This is a genomic window from Candidatus Vallotiella adelgis (genome assembly GCF_020541305.1).
GTDB classification, from domain to species: Bacteria; Pseudomonadota; Gammaproteobacteria; order Burkholderiales; family Burkholderiaceae; genus Mycetohabitans; species Mycetohabitans adelgis.
The window spans coordinates 953,754-970,963 of sequence record NZ_CP047396.1; the positions used below are offsets into that span (position 1 = coordinate 953,754).

General features: G+C 48.2%; 17 protein-coding genes. 6 read left to right on the plus strand and 11 right to left on the minus strand.

From position 1 onward, the window contains the following. Window positions 1-183: 183 nt before the first annotated feature. Complete coding sequence (locus GJV44_RS03480) at window positions 184-945, minus strand: ABC transporter permease (RefSeq protein ID WP_226806357.1); 762 nt, start codon at window positions 943-945, stop codon at window positions 184-186. Beyond that, window positions 942-1,895, minus strand: a complete 954-nt coding sequence (locus tag GJV44_RS03485; protein WP_226806358.1) for an ABC transporter ATP-binding protein — start codon at window positions 1,893-1,895, stop codon at window positions 942-944. Before GJV44_RS03485 ends, GJV44_RS03480 begins: the two co-directional genes overlap by 4 nt. Window positions 1,896-2,106: 211 nt before the next feature. Between GJV44_RS03485 and GJV44_RS03490 the strand changes: the two genes are divergently transcribed. The 5 genes from GJV44_RS03490 to GJV44_RS03510 all read left to right on the plus strand — a co-directional run bounded on the left by GJV44_RS03490 (window position 2,107) and on the right by GJV44_RS03510 (window position 6,481). Further along, the gene (locus GJV44_RS03490; RefSeq protein WP_226806359.1) at window positions 2,107-3,006 is read left to right on the plus strand and encodes a metal ABC transporter solute-binding protein, Zn/Mn family; all 900 of its coding nucleotides are present in this window, start codon (window positions 2,107-2,109) and stop codon (window positions 3,004-3,006) included. Next, window positions 3,003-3,815 (plus strand): metal ABC transporter ATP-binding protein, encoded by an 813-nt coding sequence (locus tag GJV44_RS03495; protein ID WP_226806360.1) that lies wholly within the window; start codon window positions 3,003-3,005, stop codon window positions 3,813-3,815. Before GJV44_RS03490 ends, GJV44_RS03495 begins: the two co-directional genes overlap by 4 nt. 96 nt (window positions 3,816-3,911) lie before the next feature. After that, complete coding sequence (locus tag GJV44_RS03500) at window positions 3,912-4,706, plus strand: metal ABC transporter permease (protein ID WP_226806361.1); 795 nt, start codon at window positions 3,912-3,914, stop codon at window positions 4,704-4,706. 774 nt (window positions 4,707-5,480) lie between these two features. Beyond that, a complete protein-coding gene (locus GJV44_RS03505) occupies window positions 5,481-5,786 on the plus strand; it encodes a D-alanyl-D-alanine carboxypeptidase (protein WP_239025378.1) in 306 nt (101 codons plus the stop codon). Between the two features lie 488 nt (window positions 5,787-6,274). Continuing rightward, entirely contained in the window at window positions 6,275-6,481 is a 207-nt protein-coding gene (locus GJV44_RS03510) for a D-alanyl-D-alanine carboxypeptidase (protein ID WP_239025379.1), read from the plus strand. 193 nt (window positions 6,482-6,674) lie between these two features. On the opposite strand, the gene GJV44_RS03515 is transcribed toward GJV44_RS03510, so the two are convergent. From GJV44_RS03515 to GJV44_RS03555, 9 genes are all read right to left on the minus strand, one after another. Further along, window positions 6,675-7,727: an L-threonylcarbamoyladenylate synthase gene (locus GJV44_RS03515; RefSeq protein ID WP_226806362.1), complete on the minus strand. Its 1,053-nt coding sequence runs from the start codon at window positions 7,725-7,727 to the stop codon at window positions 6,675-6,677. Beyond that, the gene (locus GJV44_RS03520) at window positions 7,724-8,878 is read right to left on the minus strand and encodes a 5-(carboxyamino)imidazole ribonucleotide synthase (RefSeq protein ID WP_226806363.1); all 1,155 of its coding nucleotides are present in this window, start codon (window positions 8,876-8,878) and stop codon (window positions 7,724-7,726) included. Before GJV44_RS03520 ends, GJV44_RS03515 begins: the two co-directional genes overlap by 4 nt. A gap of 145 nt (window positions 8,879-9,023) precedes the next feature. Beyond that, window positions 9,024-9,584, minus strand: a complete 561-nt coding sequence (gene purE, locus GJV44_RS03525) for a 5-(carboxyamino)imidazole ribonucleotide mutase (protein ID WP_226806364.1) — start codon at window positions 9,582-9,584, stop codon at window positions 9,024-9,026. 16 nt (window positions 9,585-9,600) lie between these two features. After that, a complete protein-coding gene (locus GJV44_RS03530) occupies window positions 9,601-10,515 on the minus strand; it encodes a phosphoribosylaminoimidazolesuccinocarboxamide synthase (RefSeq protein ID WP_226806365.1) in 915 nt (304 codons plus the stop codon). A 108-nt stretch (window positions 10,516-10,623) separates the two neighbouring features. Then, window positions 10,624-11,688 (minus strand): class II fructose-bisphosphate aldolase, encoded by a 1,065-nt coding sequence (gene fba / locus GJV44_RS03535; protein ID WP_226806366.1) that lies wholly within the window; start codon window positions 11,686-11,688, stop codon window positions 10,624-10,626. Window positions 11,689-11,832: 144 nt separating this feature from the next. Continuing rightward, window positions 11,833-13,269: a pyruvate kinase gene (pyk, locus tag GJV44_RS03540; protein WP_226806367.1), complete on the minus strand. Its 1,437-nt coding sequence runs from the start codon at window positions 13,267-13,269 to the stop codon at window positions 11,833-11,835. 165 nt (window positions 13,270-13,434) lie between these two features. Beyond that, the gene (locus GJV44_RS03545; RefSeq protein ID WP_226806368.1) at window positions 13,435-14,646 is read right to left on the minus strand and encodes a phosphoglycerate kinase; all 1,212 of its coding nucleotides are present in this window, start codon (window positions 14,644-14,646) and stop codon (window positions 13,435-13,437) included. A 273-nt stretch (window positions 14,647-14,919) separates the two neighbouring features. Then, window positions 14,920-15,240: an AzlD domain-containing protein gene (locus GJV44_RS03550; RefSeq protein WP_226806369.1), complete on the minus strand. Its 321-nt coding sequence runs from the start codon at window positions 15,238-15,240 to the stop codon at window positions 14,920-14,922. After that, the gene (locus tag GJV44_RS03555; protein WP_226806370.1) at window positions 15,237-15,992 is read right to left on the minus strand and encodes an AzlC family ABC transporter permease; all 756 of its coding nucleotides are present in this window, start codon (window positions 15,990-15,992) and stop codon (window positions 15,237-15,239) included. Before GJV44_RS03555 ends, GJV44_RS03550 begins: the two co-directional genes overlap by 4 nt. Window positions 15,993-16,276: 284 nt before the next feature. On the opposite strand from GJV44_RS03555, the gene GJV44_RS03560 reads away from it, so the two are divergent. Continuing rightward, window positions 16,277-17,197 (plus strand): branched-chain amino acid transaminase, encoded by a 921-nt coding sequence (locus tag GJV44_RS03560; RefSeq protein WP_226806909.1) that lies wholly within the window; start codon window positions 16,277-16,279, stop codon window positions 17,195-17,197. Window positions 17,198-17,210: the final 13 nt, after the last annotated feature.

Sequence of the window (17,210 nt, forward strand, 5' to 3'; positions counted from 1 at the left end):
GGAGCTACCGAAATCTCTATAACACAAACTTGGTGTTGTGCGTAAGGCTTAACCTAGCGCTAGTAGCGTAGCGTATAAGCATCGCAACATACAGTTGATCTAGCTACTTTTCATTTCTGGGGTAATACATATTTATAGCCGCTAATTACTATTATGAAACATGCAAGGTTTATCTTAATACATTTATCCCTTCAAGCGGTATCCAGTTCTAAAAATCCATGCGACTGTTACTATAAATAGCGCTAAGCATGAAACTGTTACCCCAAGGCAGACTCCAATATTTACCTCGGCCTCAGCCTGGAAACTCCACCGAAATCCACTGACCAGATACACGATTGGATTAAATAATGCTACCATTCGCCAAAATGGCGGTAGCATGTCAATTGAATAAAAGCTGCCACCAAGAAACGTTAACGGTGTAATGATTAGCAACGGCACAATCTGTAACTTCTCGAAATTATCGGCCCACACGCCGATAATAAAACCTAACAGCGCGAACGTAAATGCGGTTAGCAGCAGAAATAACAGCATAAAACCCGGATGATTAATCTGGACCGGCACAAAAAAGTGGGCCGTCGCAAAAATAATCAGACCTAGCATGACCGATTTTGTTGTAGCTGCGCCGACATAGCCAATTACGATCTCAATATATGAGACCGGCGCGGATAATAGCTCATAGATCGTCCCCGTGAAGCGGGGAAAATAGATGCCGAATGAAGCATTCGAGATGCTTTGCGTGAGCAACGATAGCATGATAAGTCCGGGCACAATGAATGTACCGTAGCTCACGCCATTGACATTTTGAATGCGCGAGCCAATAGCTGCGCCGAATACAATAAAATACAGCGACGTTGAAATTACCGGCGATACGATACTTTGCATCAGCGTACGCCGAGTACGCGCCATTTCGAAACGGTAGATCGCACGGATTGCATACATATTCATCGGAGCGCTTCCTGTAGTGACGGTTCTCGGCGCTCTTTCATGAGGTTCACAAAGATATCTTCTAGTGAACTTTGCGTCGTCTGCAAGTCTTTAAAGGCAATATTTGCGTCATCCAGTGCACGCAGTAACTCAATGATGCCAGCGTGCTCGGCACGTTTGTCATAGGTGTAGATTAGCTCATTTCCACCGCGTACTAGCTCAAGCCGATATGCAATAAGCTTCTGCGGAATACAATGAAGCGGCGCGTATAGCTGCAGCGTGAGTTGCTTTTTGCCAAGCTTACGCATTAACTCGGTTTTCTGATCGACCAGGATGATCTCTCCGTTGCGAATTACACCAATACGATCAGCCATTTCCTCGGCCTCATCAATATAGTGCGTAGTCAGGATAATTGTCACGCCGCTGTCTCGCAACGAGCGAACGAGTCGCCACATATCGCGCCGTAATTCGACGTCTACGCCAGCGGTCGGCTCATCTAAGAATAATATACGCGGCTCGTGCGACAATGCTTTAGCAATCATTACGCGCCGCTTCATGCCGCCGGACAGTGTCCGTATCTCGTTATCTTTTTTATCCCAGAGCGATAGTGCCTTGAGTACTTTTTCGATGTGCACAGGATTAGCCGGCTTGCCGAACAAGCCGCGGCTGAATGAAACCGTACCCCATACTGATTCGAATGTATCGGTAGTTAACTCCTGCGGCAATAACCCAATGGTTGAACGCGCGGCACGATAATCAGCAATGATGTCATAGCCGTCGACTGTCACGCAACCCGAAGTTGGATTAACGATACCACAGATGATACTAATAAGCGTTGTTTTGCCTGCGCCGTTTGGTCCAAGTAGTGCGAAGATTTCGCCACGCCAGATATCGAGGTTGATATCGTGTAATGCTCGAAATCCAGAAGCATAGATTTTCGAGAGATGGGATATAGAAAGAATCGTTTGCATGCATTAGACGATAGTAGAAGCTATCATTTTATTCATCCTCAACGTCCCTGCAAAAAGATGCAGGCCACACTTCTAATGCAAGGATAAATAGCATACGTTGAATGTTATCTTATACGACATAATCGTATTCGATGTTATGTTATATTATTTACTGTCGTGTGACAATTATGCTCGCGGTTAGCCGCGGTGCGGTGTTATCCGGAGCTGTTTGATGAAAAGCCTTATCGCGATCATTACTGCATTGATCGCTCTCTATATTCCGATACGCGCCGCTACGTCAGAATACATTCAACCCTACAAGATAATCCAAGTTGTCGCGGCCGAGAACTTTTATGGCGAACTAGTTCGAGCGCTCGGCGGCCCGTATGTATCGGTTACCAGCATACTGAGTAACCCGAACCAAGATCCGCACCTGTTTGAGCCTAGTGCCAAGGCTGCGCGAGCGCGCGCTTCCGCACAGCTAGTCGTCTATAATGGTGCGAACTATAACGCATGGTTACCCAAACTACTCACCAGTTCACATACAAACTGCCATCCTCGCACAGAAATCGTCGCTGCCGAGCTGGTCGGCAAGAAACCAGGCGATAATCCGCATCTGTGGTATCTGCCTACAACTATGCTAGCAATGGCGCGTGCAATTAGTGGGTTCCTCATACAAGCGGATCCGGTACATAAAGCCGACTATGTTATTCGGTTAACTCAATTTATTGACTCACTAAAACCAATTAATGAGAAAATTTCAGTATTAAAACAATATTATCAAGGCACGCCGGTAACTGCGACGGAACCGGTATTTACCTACATGGCTGAGGCTATTGGCTTAGAAATGCGCAATAAGCGTTTTCAAATGTCGACAATGAATGAGACGGAGCCCAGCGCTGCTGATGTTGCCTCTTTCGAGCGCGACTTAAGAATGAGGAAAGTAAAAGTGCTGATTTATAATAGCCAGGCTAGCGACACGTCGACCCAACAGATGCTAAAGATTGCTCATCAGTTACATGTGCCGACAGTGCGTGTCACTGAAACGGAGCCAGACGGTAAAACGTACCAGCAATGGATGCTAGAACAACTCAATGCCTTGGAGAAAGCATTACGCGGACAGGTGAAATGACTAACCCAGCAATTGAGCTAGATGGTGTCACCCTCGAATTGGGCCCACGCCGCTTACTCGACACTGCTAGCTTCACGGTAAACAATGGTGAGTTCATTGGCGTACTAGGCCCAAACGGTGCTGGAAAAACTACGCTCATGCGTGCACTTCTCGGGCTAGTTCCTAATGTTCGCGGTACACTACGTGTACTTGGTCGTCCCGTCACACACGGTAATGCCCTGATCGGCTACATGCCGCAGGGGCGTAGCATATCGACAGCGCACCGTCTGTCCGGCCGAAACTTTGTCACATGTGCAGTTGATGGGCACCGCTGGGGAGTTACGCTAGCCCGAAGTCGTATACGCCGAGCGATGGACCATGCGCTGGCAATCGTTGATGCGTCGGATCTAGCCAATCGACCGCTCACTGAATTGTCTGGCGGTGAACGCCAGCGCTTGCTCCTTGCGCAATGCCTGCTTGGCCAGCCTCAACTACTGTTGCTGGATGAACCACTAATCAGCTTAGATCCAAACCACCAAGCCAGCGTCGTTGAGTTGGTTCGTCGAGTACAACGCCAATTAGGAATCACCGTGCTGTTTAGCGCTCATGAACTTAATCCACTGCTAAACGCAATCGACCGTGTACTCTACTTAGGAAACGGTTATGCCGCGCTCGGCACCGTCGATGAAGTTATCACACCATCAATACTGTCACGACTATATGGCTCGCCGATCGACGTTATGCAACTAGGTAAACGGATCTTTGTGATGTCTGGAAGTATAGAAGTCGAAAAGCATGATCACGCGCACGAAGCTGACCATCAACTATAGTCATTAGCATAGTTCTGCTCCAGACCTAAACCATAATTATCTTTTGATGGGACGCCAGCCTAAGAACTGCCGCCTCCACGTGCCACGGAACATACAATGTTTGAATATGAGTTCATGATTAACGCATTTGCTGCATCTGGCATCGTCGCGATTGTTTCCGGTATTGTCGGTTTTTTTTTGGTAATGCGTCAACAAACCTTTGCGGGACATGCTCTATCACATGTCGGCTTCACCGGTGCCACTGGCGCAGCACTACTCGGCATTTCACCGCTCTGGGGCATGATCGGTTTTACCGTGGTAGCTGGTATTGTGATGGGCGCACTCGGTGATCGCCTATCTGGGCGAGATGTCGCTATCGGTATGACGTTATCATTATCGCTTGGCGCTGGCTTGCTGTTTTTGCATTTCTTCACCGCCTATGCAACGCAGGTTACTATGCTGCTATTTGGTAATGTGCTAGGCGTTAGTAGCAGCGTACTCATGTCACTCGCCTGGCTAGCATTGCTAGTCTTTTCTGCATTGACGGCAATCGCCCGACCATTAATTTTCTCAAGCTTGCAGCCTGAGTTAGCTGAAGCCAAAGGCGTATCTTTACGAACTATATCCGTTCTGTTTCTAGCAATAGTCGGCATCGCGATCGCACAATGCACACAAATCGTCGGGGTTTTGCTCGTATCTACGCTAATGGTAGGACCTGCCGCTGCTGCTCAGAATCTCACCACACGAATTAGCACCGGAATTGCAAGCGCAGCCCTACTCGCACTTACACAAGCATGGATCGGCATCACACTAGCGTTCTATACCGATTTTCCGACGAGTTTCTGGATTACTACGTTATCCTCTATTGTCTACGGAGTGAGCTTGTTAGTTCGGTGGTGTCGCTCTCTATGATAAACTAAAGTCAGCCCTCAACTTTTTGTCTATTAGCGTACGCTTCCGTTATTTGTAATACCACACTGGGTAGCCATCGATGTGTTTGATCTCGTACTAAACACACTTATCATCTGTATCCGAGCTGCGCAATCTATGTGGCAACGCTCAATGCACCTAGTTACACATTCAGTACGTACCAATATCTGCTTAAATCTTCTCATTTAGTCGACCTAAAAAGAAATGTAGTCAGCTATGCAACGAGGTGTATCGAATAATTGTGGATACTACCTCCTCCTAATAACACTGTTTTAATTTCCTCTAAGTAAGGATAAATTACGTTGTCTTGGCATTATAGCGAGGAGTATGATGCTTCTAACGATTGTGATAAAGTGTTTTATAGAAACATATATACTATATTCTCTATTAAAGCACTACTATAATATAATTATTATAGTGCCTTCATTCTATTATTCGGCGGCGATTAAGAGAGCTCGAGCATTATATAGATATACAAGTGCGTCATATATGCCTAGACTCAAGCGATAGCTCAGTTAATGTGGGCCCACGAGATTGTATCGAGAGCAGTCTTACCTACTTCCCGTGTAATAACCGCATGTACATCATTGCCCGGTATTCGCCGGGCGAGCTAGTTCACCCCCGAACGTAAGCAGCCAATATAATACTTTGCAGAGTAACACTGATAATGCAGTTCATATAACGCTGTATAACATATAGCAAATTTATCGGTAGCGTACAAGCACTTATCGAGATAGTACCATTGACACCTCCGGTGTGCTGCACGGTAACCTGTACATCCAAGGAACCGGTGATCCAAAGCTTATATCAGAAGAATTGATCGACCTAGTCAATAAAATTCATAAACAACAAGGCATAACTGCACTCCACGGCGATCTTGTTCTAAATAAGCAATGGTTTGATAAATTTACAATCGACTTTCCAGATTTTGACAACAATACTGACTCGCCGTATAACGTCGGCCCTGATCCTCTGTTGTATGTGTTCAAGTCACTCTCATTTAGGCTACACCCGTCTCTGAACAATAAGATAACTATCAATATGACACCAAAACTTGCATAACTGAAGATTGTTAACTAGTTGCACAAGACACGCGGTACGTGTATCGCTATGCCAAAAAGTGCTATTCCAACTATCAAGCCGATTTCACAAGGTGTGGTGCCAGCAGTATTTAGCAGTAATTATTCAATGCGCTGTGGCGAGTGCACTGTCAATATAGCTGTGCTGGATCACTCAAGCTTTTTCCAGTAGTTTCTTAATACTATGGAAAAAACTGGAGGCACCTTCAGCGGTAAAGTGCAGAGGGTGTAACGCCCACTAACGCGGATTCAGTAGCTACTTATTACGGAATAAAACTCTCGACAATCGTGAACGATATTAATAAGCTGCCAAATAACACAATAGCTCGCAATCTATTTCTCTCGATTGGCGCAGTCGGATCGTATCCGATTATATCGAATATTCTGCTCATACCTATTCAACCGGTACTATCTATGCCAATACGCAGTGCACAAGTAATTCGCTAATTTCTAGCTAAGAACGGTATTGCAATGCCTGAGCTACAATTAAATAATGGTTCCGGTTTATCGCGCAACGAGCACATCAGCGCGGCGTCGATGGCTAAGCTACTCGTGGCAGCTAGCGCTAGCCCTGTCGCGAAAGCTTTTATCGCGTCATTACCTATTGCTGGCGTCGACGGCACAGAATCATCAGAGGGTTTGGATACTATCCGACATTATTCTGCTGCTCGTAGCTAATCTGGCGTTATATACTATGGGGTATATAAAAAAGATATGCAAGGAAGGATCAAAAAAAATATGTGGCAACGCATTTGCGTTGCCTTCCGCATGCGGGAAAGTGCTGTCCGCTAAATTAGCTCTACTGCAGTATCAAGAAGCAATATCATAGATAGTTGTAAACTACATGTTTAAATCGATGGATCGTGTCTAATTATATTAGACACCCCACCTTGAATGCCGCTGCCGCATGCTGCAGGCGGTCGTTAACTGCCACCCATTCAGCGCTGGCTGGCAATAGCTCAATAAGAATTAGCAGTAAGTCCGCGCCGTCAAGTTGGCGTAATATTCGATATAGTTCTCGCGCATATTCAAGTGGATTATGAGGTGCAGCGACGAACTGCAAGTTGGGTCGCACACGTAATATCTCAGTTGGTAGCGTGCCAGATCGAGCAATAACCGCTAGTCGTTCATGTGATGCATGGGAGGCTACCTCGTATGGAATTTCCTCGCCCGACAGCAACACAAGCGGCGTGCGTGGTGCATAATGAGATTTTAGCATCCCCGATGTACGAGGCGTCATCATACCAATATTATTAGGAAGCTGTGGTACTGTACCTAGTACAGATGCGATTTGTTGCAATGTGATCCGCCCGGGGCGTAGCAATACCGGAAAACCACGCGACAAATCAATAATCGTTGACTCGATGCCAATATCACATGTTCCGCCATCTAGTACATGTACACTGTTGTGAAACTCATCGCGCACATGCTGCGCGGTTGTCGGGCTCACATAACCAAACTTGTTCGCAGACGGTGCCGCCACGATACCATACCCGTTTTGCAGGTCGGAGAATGTGCGTAGCAACGCCTGAGCTACTGGATGCGCTGGACATCGCAATCCGATCGAATCTTGTCCACCGCTCACCAAATCCGAAATCGTATTAGCCCGCTTCAAGATCAACGTTAATGGCCCCGGCCAAAACGTATCGATCAGGCGGCGCGCATCCCGGTCTAGCGTGCGGACCCAGATACTAGGATCATCACCCGGTGCTAAATGGATGATAACAGGATGAGTATCAGGTCGACCTTTGGTTGCATAGATGCGTGCTACAGCCTGTGAATTACGGGCATCTGCACCCAACCCATACACCGTCTCAGTCGGGAATGCAACTAGTTCACCGGCAAGTAAGTGACGCACAGCAGCATTGATGGCCGTTGGAGACGGTGGAGTACTGTGCTCGTTGTTGCGTTTCCCAGCACTCATTCGAGTAAGATATGTAAAAGGCGTGCGCAATCACGCGCAGATAACCAGGCTTCCTGCAATGTTGGTGCAGTTAGCGTTAGATGGCCCATCTTACGCCCGGCACGGGCTTCTTCCTTTGCATACAGGTGTAGATGTGCGCCAGGTATCGCAGCCACCTTGTGCCAGGGTGGAACGCACAGTCTCTTGTTTACAAACCATACATCGCCAAGTAAATTTAGCATAACTGCAGGAGAATGCTGGCGTGGGCAGCCTAATGGCATTCCGCTCATTGCAAACACTTGCTGCTCGAATTGGTTCGACACGCATGCATCGATTGTATAGTGGCCTGAATTGTGCGGCCGAGGCGCTATTTCATTAGCCACCAGCGAGCCATCTTGTAATACAAAAAACTCTACACAAAGTACGCCAACATAATCTAGTTTTGCTGCAATTGACAGCGCTGCAGATCGCACTCGTTCGATAAGTGCTGAATCCGCAATTGGCGCCGGTGAGATTGTCTGCAACAGAATTCTATCAGAATGAATATTCTGCGTGACCGGAAATAATACTGTTGTTCGATCCACGCCGCGTGCGACAACAGTCGAAACTTCATACGCAAACAGCAGCCGCCGCTCGAGTACGCATGCAACGCTACCTAGTGCTATATGGGCAGCGCGCAACTCGTCAAGATTGCACACGCTTATTTGCCGTTTGCCATCGTAGCCGAAACGTGCGGTCTTCAGAATGCCCGGTAGAACCGCTGCTAGCACGGCATTAGAGATAGTCTGTAGCACGACTGACGACTCGATTACTATATGTGGTGTAACAGGAACACCAGCTTGCGCGATCCAACGCTTCTCAGCGATACGGTCCTGCGCAATAGCAACACACTGTGCGGACGGGCTCACACAGGTTGTACGCGCTAGCCAATCTAGGCTGTCAGCTGGTACATTCTCGAACTCAGTCGACACTGCTGCGCACAGACTCGCCATTTCAGCAAGCGCCTCACGATCATGATACTCCGCGCAAAGATAGCGATCTGCAACGCCGCTTGCCGGACAAGTAATCTCCGGATCTAACACGGCGACACGGTAACCCATCGACTGCGCAGAAAAACAGAACATCCGACCTAGTTGACCACCGCCAAGCATACCTAACCATGAACCTGGCATAATCGGCGATCGCGGATACGCCGGTTTACTGAATTTGAGCGAATAGGTATTCGCTGTCGCGGGTACACTTGTTTCTACGGGAACGAAAACATCTATCATGTTATTTAAACAATGAGGGCAGAAATATAGCCTCTGAAATGAGCTGCTAATCTACTGGCAGCACTATCTTACGTGCGGCGTCATTCTGCCGTATGCGAAACATTGCGAGTTTAGACGCAAAGTCATCCGCGCCAACGTTGCCTGCGCTCGCAAACAATGCAACAGCGAATAATGCAGCATTGGCCGCGCCAGCACTACCGATTGCGAACGTTGCGACCGGCACACCTTTTGGCATCTGCACAATTGAGTGCAATGAATCTACTCCCTGCAGGTACTTACCAGCCACTGGTACTCCAAGTATGGGCACTATCGTCTTAGCTGCAAGCATCCCGGGTAGGTGGGCAGCAGCACCTGCACCCGCAATAATGGCCCGCAGGCCGCGTGTACACGCGGCCTGCGCATAATCGAACATCTCATCTGGCATTCGGTGCGCGGATACTACGCGTGCTTCATAGGGCACATCGAACTCTTGTAGTATCGCTACGGCATGCCGCATTGTGTCCCAATCCGATAACGACCCCATAACTACACTTACCAGTGGATTCGGGTGACTATGCGGATCGCCAGGCTGTGCTAGTTGTTTTTCTTGCTGCTCAACTTTACTCATTACGCACTTCTATTATCTATGCAGTGGCTGACCTGTGAGCCGCTGAAGAGCTACCTGTAAGCCGCCGAAGAGCTTCAAGATATTTCAGCGCGGTTTTTTCAACCACCTCATGTGGGAGCTTAGGTGCCGGTGGTGACTTATTCCACGACTGTGCTTCCAGCCAATCGCGGACAAACTGTTTATCGAATGACGGCGGATTAATACCGACTTGGTATTCCTCTATAGGCCAAAATCGTGACGAATCGGCAGTTAATATCTCATCGATCACGTATAGGTTCCCGTCTCTATCAAGCCCGAACTCAAATTTAGTATCAGCAATAATGATTCCATGGGTAGCCGCGTAGTCTGATGCCACTTTGTATAGCAAGATGCTAATATCGCGAATGCGCGCAGCTAGCTTAGTGCCAATATGCCGCTCAAGCTCAGAAAATGTGATGTTTTCATCGTGATAACCGATGCTTGCTTTTATTGCTGGCGTAAAGATTGCCTCTGGAAGCCGTTGCGCGTTTTGTAAGCCTTCCGGTAACAAAATACCGCACACTGAGCCGCTAGCCTGATAAGCTTTCCAGCTACCGCCAGCAAGGTAGCCACGCACAACCGCCTCTACTAGGATCGGCCGTAAGCGCCGTACTACTACTGAACGGCCTGCAACTTGAGACACCTCGTCAAGGGTAACAATATTTTCTGGAGCCATATCGATCAAGTGGTTCGGTACTACGTGAGCAAGCCTATCAAACCAGAAATTGGCCATTTTGTTCAACACGTGGCCCTTTCCTGGAATTGGCTCACCCATGATGACATCGAATGCTGATATACGATCTGTTGTTACAATTAATAACCTGTTATCATCGAGCACGTAACTATCGCGAACTTTACCGCGACCTAACAGCGGTAGCGATTTTAGTGTCGACTGATAGAGAACAGAAGGCATCGTTAAGTACCATAAATCGGGAAAATCTATTCCACGGCAATCTAGGAACGGCTTGTATTATCTACAGTGTGCGGAACGTCTATATGTGCCTACTAAGGCGCTAATAAATTAGTACACCACTTGAGCGAGAACGCCAGACCTATATTGCTCAGCAACCTTGCTAAGTGGCAATGGTTTAATCTTGCCGGCTTGCCCTTCGCAACCGAACTGTTTATAGCGCTCCAAGCACATCTTCTTAGCCGCTGTACGGGCTAACTTTAGGTAGTCGCGTGGGTCGAACTTACTTGGGTTCTCGGCGAGATATGAGCGTATTGCACTAGTAATCGCTAGTCGTAGGTCTGTATCAATATTAATCTTGCGAACACCATGCTTGATGCCCTCTTGGATTTCCTCGACCGGCACTCCATATGTTTCTTTTATATTTCCGCCAAACCTTCGGATCTCTGCTAGCAGCTCCTGCGGCACTGACGACGAGCCGTGCATTACTAGATGCGTGTTCGGAATCCGTGCATGGATTTCCCTAATGCGATCGATGGCTAGAATATCGCCGGTTGGTTTCTTCGTAAACTTATAGGCTCCATGGGAGGTACCGATTGCGATAGCTAGCGCATCGCACTGCGTCGCGCGAACAAATTCAGCCGCCTGCTCGACGTTGGTTAGCAGTTGCTCACGGGTCATTATCTTTTCTGCACCGTGTCCATCTTCTTGGTCTCCTCTCATCGTTTCAAGAGAACCAAGTATGCCGAGTTCAGCCTCAACCGTTACGCCGATCGCGTGCGAAAATTCGATCACCTGTCGCGACACCTCGACGTTATATTCATAAGTAGCGATAGTTTTACCATCTGCCTGCAGCGAACCGTCCATCATTACGCTAGTAAAGCCGCTACAGATTGCAGTTATACAATCTGCTGGCGACTGCGCATGGTCCCGATGCATCGCGATCGGTAGATGCGGATAACACTCAACTGCTGCCATAACTAAGTGACGCAAAAACGCTTCACCCGCATATTCGCGCGCACCTGCTGACGCCTGCATAATCACTGGCGCATTCGCTTCATCCGCGGCCATCATGATTGCCTGCACCTGCTCAAGATTATTGACGTTAAACGCGGGCAATCCATAACAATTTTCAGCTGCGTGATCTAACAGTTGGCGCATCGATACAAGAGGCATATTTCACTCCTTTAATTAGCATTCTTCTCGCAACTGACAATGTTAGCCCGAACGTCGCATGGTCTCACCTAAGAGCGAGCGCTGTAGCGGCCGGTTGTCGATTTTATTATGTATATCGTCAGAAGACGTTCAGCTGTAGAAACTTTATATAACATCGCCGATCTTAACGATTTTAAGCGTATTAGTACCGCCAGCCTGTCCTATCGGTCCCCCTATAGTTAGCACAACAATATCGCCGTGCACTACATAGCCATTCTTCACTAGAACCTCAATCGACTGCTGTAGGGCTGTATCGCGATCGAGGCTCGATTTCAAATGTAGTGGCACCACGTTTCGATAGAGCGCCATCATCCGCTCGCTCGCTACACACGGCGTCAGTGCATAGATCGGCACATGCGACCAATATCGGCTCATCCATAACGCGGTTGCACCTGACTCGGTTAGCACAATAATGGCCTTAGCGTCAAGGTGGAACGCGGTAAATAACGCCCCCATCGCAATTGACTGGTCGATGCGGGAAAACGTACGATCTAGAAAGTTTTTATCTAACTCGATATGCTCAGACTTCTCTGCTTCCAGGCAGATGGTCGCCATTGTCTTGATTGTCTCGACCGGATACCGACCAGCCGCGGTCTCCGCGGATAACATCACCGCATCAGTACCATCTAACACCGCGTTAGCTACGTCCGAAACTTCTGCCCGCGTCGGGATTGGATTTTGTATCATCGACTCCATCATCTGCGTCGCGGTAATCACGGTTTTATTCGCCTCCCGAGCCATCCGAATCATGCGTTTTTGCAGCGCTGGCACTACTGCGTTACCAACTTCTACCGCTAGATCGCCGCGCGCTACCATAATGCCATCCGATGCCTCGAGAATCTCCTGTAATAATGGGATTGCCTCAGCACGCTCGATTTTAGCAATCATCTTTGGCTTGTGCCCATACGGTGCACCAGCGATATTCGCAAGCTGTCGCGCCATCTCCATATCTGCCGCATTTTTTGGGAATGACACGGCAATTAGATCCGCCCTAATAGCCATGGCAGTATGTATATCTTCCATGTCTTTCGCCGTCAGCGCAGGCGCGGACAGGCCACCGCCCTGACGGTTAATGCCTTTGTTATTCGATAATTCGCCGCCAACTTTCACGATTGTGTGGATTTCAGTGCCGATCACTCGTTGCACGATCAATACAATTAGCCCATCGTTCAACCGTAAGATATCGCCGACCCGCAAATCGCGCAGCAGATCTTTATAGTCCAGGCCTACGCGCTCCTCGTTACCCAATTCACAGGCGGAATCAAGTACGAACGTTGCACCAGAGCCGAGCATTACGCGGCCATTCTTAAACTTACCCACGCGAATTTTCGGACCTTGTAGATCTGCCATGATCGCTAGTTCACGACCTGCTTGGCGCGCAGCTTCCCGAACAAAATCAGCACTCTGGCGATGATCAGCAGCAACGCCGTGAGAGAAATTCAGCCGTACAACATCTAGCCCTGCTGCAATCATTTGAGACAAGATATCTGGTGAACTCGAAGCGGGGCCGATAGTGGCAACAATCTTGGTGGCGCGATGCATAAGTCTCCTCGACTGAATGAAAGTACTGCTCTACGGAGGCGATTAACTGGAGTAGACGGAATATCGGTGCAACGTCGCTATGTGTCGCTTCTCAAGCTAGGAGAGTCTTACCGCTATACTGTGTATTGTCGGTGAGTTTTGCAAAGATAGGCGCGAAACTGTTTACTAACTAGCTGTTCGAGCCTGTGCGTGACTTTGCAGTACTTGGACTGCAGGCAGTGTCTGTCCCTCGAGAAACTTAAGGAAAGCTCCTCCACCGCTTGAGATATAACTAACTTTGTCATAAATACCATACTTTACAATTGCCGCAAGTGTATCGCCACCTCCAGCAATAGAGAATGCCTCCGATTGCGCGATGGCCTGCGCAATCATCTTCGTGCCGTTTCCAAACTGATCGAATTCAAATACGCCAACAGGCCCATTCCACACGATAGTTCTGGCTTTTTCTAGCTGCGCGGTCATCGTCGCTACGGTCTTCGGACCAATGTCCAAAATCATATCGTCGTCGTCTATCTCGCCTGACGCCTTGATCCTTGCCTTAGAACTCAACGCGCAGGTCTTTGCAGTTACTACATCACTTGGAATCAACACCGATGCTCCTCGGGAATTTGCCGAGCTGATGATCGCTTTGCTCTCAGCAACTAAATCTAATTCAGCTAGCGATTTTCCGATCGGCAGGCCAGCAGCTCGCATAAACGTATTCGCAATGCCTCCACCAACGATGAGTTGGTCGACCTTTTCAACAAGAGACTTGAGAATGATTAGTTTCGTCGAAACTTTTGAGCCTGCTACAATTGCTACTAATGGATGTTTCGGATTGCTAAGCGCCTTGCCTAGCGCACTCAGTTCCGCCATAAGAAGCGGACCAGCGCATGCAAGCTTCGCGTACTTTGCAATTCCGCATGTGGTTGCCTCTACACGATGTGCGGCACCAAACGCATCATTAACATAGACTTCGCACAGTGCAGCCATCTTTTTAGCAAGCTCGTCGGAATTCTTCTTTTCGCCCGGGTTGACGCGACAATTTTCGAGTAGCACGACATTGCCAGGCGACACGCTCACACCACGCTCAACCCAGTTCGTCACTAGCGGTATATTGCAGCCGAGCAACTCGCCCATGCGCTTTGCTACGGGTGCGAGAGAATCTTCCGGCTTGAATTGACCCTCCATGGGTCGGCCTAGATGCGATGTCACCATTACTGCTGCTCCGGCATCGAGCGTCTGGCGGACCGCTGGAACTGATAAGCGAATTCGGGTGTCCTCGGTGATGCTGCCTGCATCATTTTTTGGCACGTTTAGATCGGCGCGGATGAACACACGCTGGCCGTAGAGCTTTCCGTCTACAATGAGGTCGGTTAAACGCAGCACTTGAGTCATGAGGTTAGCTTGGCGAAATTAAGGAGACATAAAATACAACACACAAACAGTAAAACGCCCGCTTCTTACTATTATGTGATGTGAATTCGGTAAACTCGCTAGGCAAGAAAAATACCATACCCGTGAGGCTCACTAAAGTAGGTCATACTATAGCGCTGCATAACACAATCGAAGTTTTCGAAGTTGCGGCAAAATTATTAATAGTACTGGATGACCTAATCCCTAAAAAATATCACCCCAGCCTAAATCAGATAGCAAGTTAGCCAATCAGGACTATCCTAACCGCAGCGCGGTAAAAACCAGCATCCCGATAATAATTGTTTGAACCATACTTCGGCGCCATAGAAACCACAGCATGCCTGCGACAGTGCCATACCACGCATAATTATCAAACCCAAACGATAGCCCTTTCGGCGTCATAACAACATCTGGAACGACAACTGCAATTAGCGCTGCCGCAGGCGCATAGCGCAACACACGTAGCACGCGCTCTGGTAATACAGTACGCTTGCCACCCAAGAGGAAAGCGGTACGAGTTAGTCCGGTAACGATCATCATGCCGACGATCGCAAACCAAATATCAGTTGAGCTCATTGCGGTGCTCCTTCCCTCCGCCTATTGCACCTCAATGTTTTCGCCGATCTATTGTGAACATAGATGTCGCTGATGATCCCGGCGAGTAACGCGGCCAGAATTGCTAAAGGCAGTGATAAGCGATATGGCATACTGCTGCTGGCGAGTGCGACGATCGCTGCAATAACAACGGCTACTAGCGTAGAACGACTAATAATTGCTGAAACCATAATTGGGATTAATGCGAGTGTGCCTGCTAAGCTTAAGCCCCAGTTGTCTGGAAAAAATCTTGCAAGTAAAATACCGATGATCGAAGATATTTGCCATACAATCCAGCTTGGCACCGCCATACCCCAGAAAAACGCCTCTTTACCGGGCCTATACCCGGTACCGAAATCGCGTGTCTGGAATAATAGGTAGAGCACGTCTACATTAAAGTAGCCTAGTAGTAGACGACGCGGCATTGATAGGTAAGAAAAATGAGGCGCCAGACCAGCACTAAATACGATAAAGCGCGTATTAACCATTGCTGCAGTTAGCAGAACAGTCCATGTTGGTAACTTTGCAGCAAGCAAAGGTAATACAGCCAGTTGCGAGGAACCAGCATACACGAGTAGAGACATCCCTAATGCTTGCGTTACTGTAAGAACAGACTTGCTCATCGCGATTCCGGTCACTAGCCCCCAGGAGAACATTGCAGTAAAAGTTGGTGCATAAGTGCGTACGCCATCAATAAAAGCACGGCGGTCGACATCGGACAAACGCTGGAACATAGCGGTAACAGTGAATTAAGTGGAATAGAATGCGCTGAAGATCGGCTATTACAGCGCGACTCTCTTTAGGTAAAAACACTGATTATATGACTGGCTTGACCTCTCATCCACGCATTTATGATCAGTAATCGCTCTATTAAACACCGGCAGTCCCTATAAGATCTATGAGAGCTATGATGTATGAGCGTCAGGGCTAGAATTAGCGCTAAAATAACATGCTTTGGCTGATCCGTTGCACGTTTTGTGCGGGCGGTATAACGCTAGGTACCGCGAGGAGAATCTCTATGTCAATGGCCAACCGTGATGGCAAGATTTGGATGGACGGCAAGCTTATCGACTGGTGCGACGCGAAGATTCATGTGCTGACACACACATTGCACTATGGTATGGGTGTATTCGAAGGAGTACGTGCATACCAAACTAGTCAGGGTACTGCGATCTTCCGATTAAAAGAGCATACAAGGCGTTTATTTAACTCGGCGAAAATATTCCAGATGGATGTGCCATTCGATCTAGAAACGATTATTGCTGCACAACGAGACGTCGTACGAGAAAACAGATTCCAGTCGTGTTACCTGCGCCCGATCATCTGGATCGGCTCTGGTAAACTCGGAATTTCGGCGACGGGTAATATAATTCATATCGCAATCGCAGCATGGCCGTGGGGCGCCTACCTTGGTGATGAAGGACAGTCTAACGGCATTCGTGTGAAAACTTCATCATTCACTCGCCACCACGTTAATGTTTCGATGGTGCGTGCTAAAGCTACCGGATGGTATGTAAACTCAATCCTCGCCAACCAGGAGGCTGTCGCTGACGGATATGACGAGGCGCTGCTTCTGGATGTAGACGGCTACGTGTCTGAGGGCTCTGGTGAGAACTTCTTCCTCGTTAATAATAGCAGGCTCTATACGCCGGACCTATCATCATGCCTAAATGGAATAACACGTGACACAATTATTATGCTTGCGAAAGACTCCGGTATCGAAGTCATTGAAAAGCGAATTACGAGGGACGAAGTATATACGGCGGATGAGGCGTTCTTTACAGGCACTGCAGCCGAAGTCACGCCAATACGCGAACTTGATAATCGTAAGATTGGTTCTGGTCGCCGTGGACCGGTTACTCAAAATCTTCAGTCTACGTTCTTTGATATTGTATCTGGCAATAACAGACAGTACGAGTACTTGCTGACCCGAGTCTAAATTCATCCTTTTT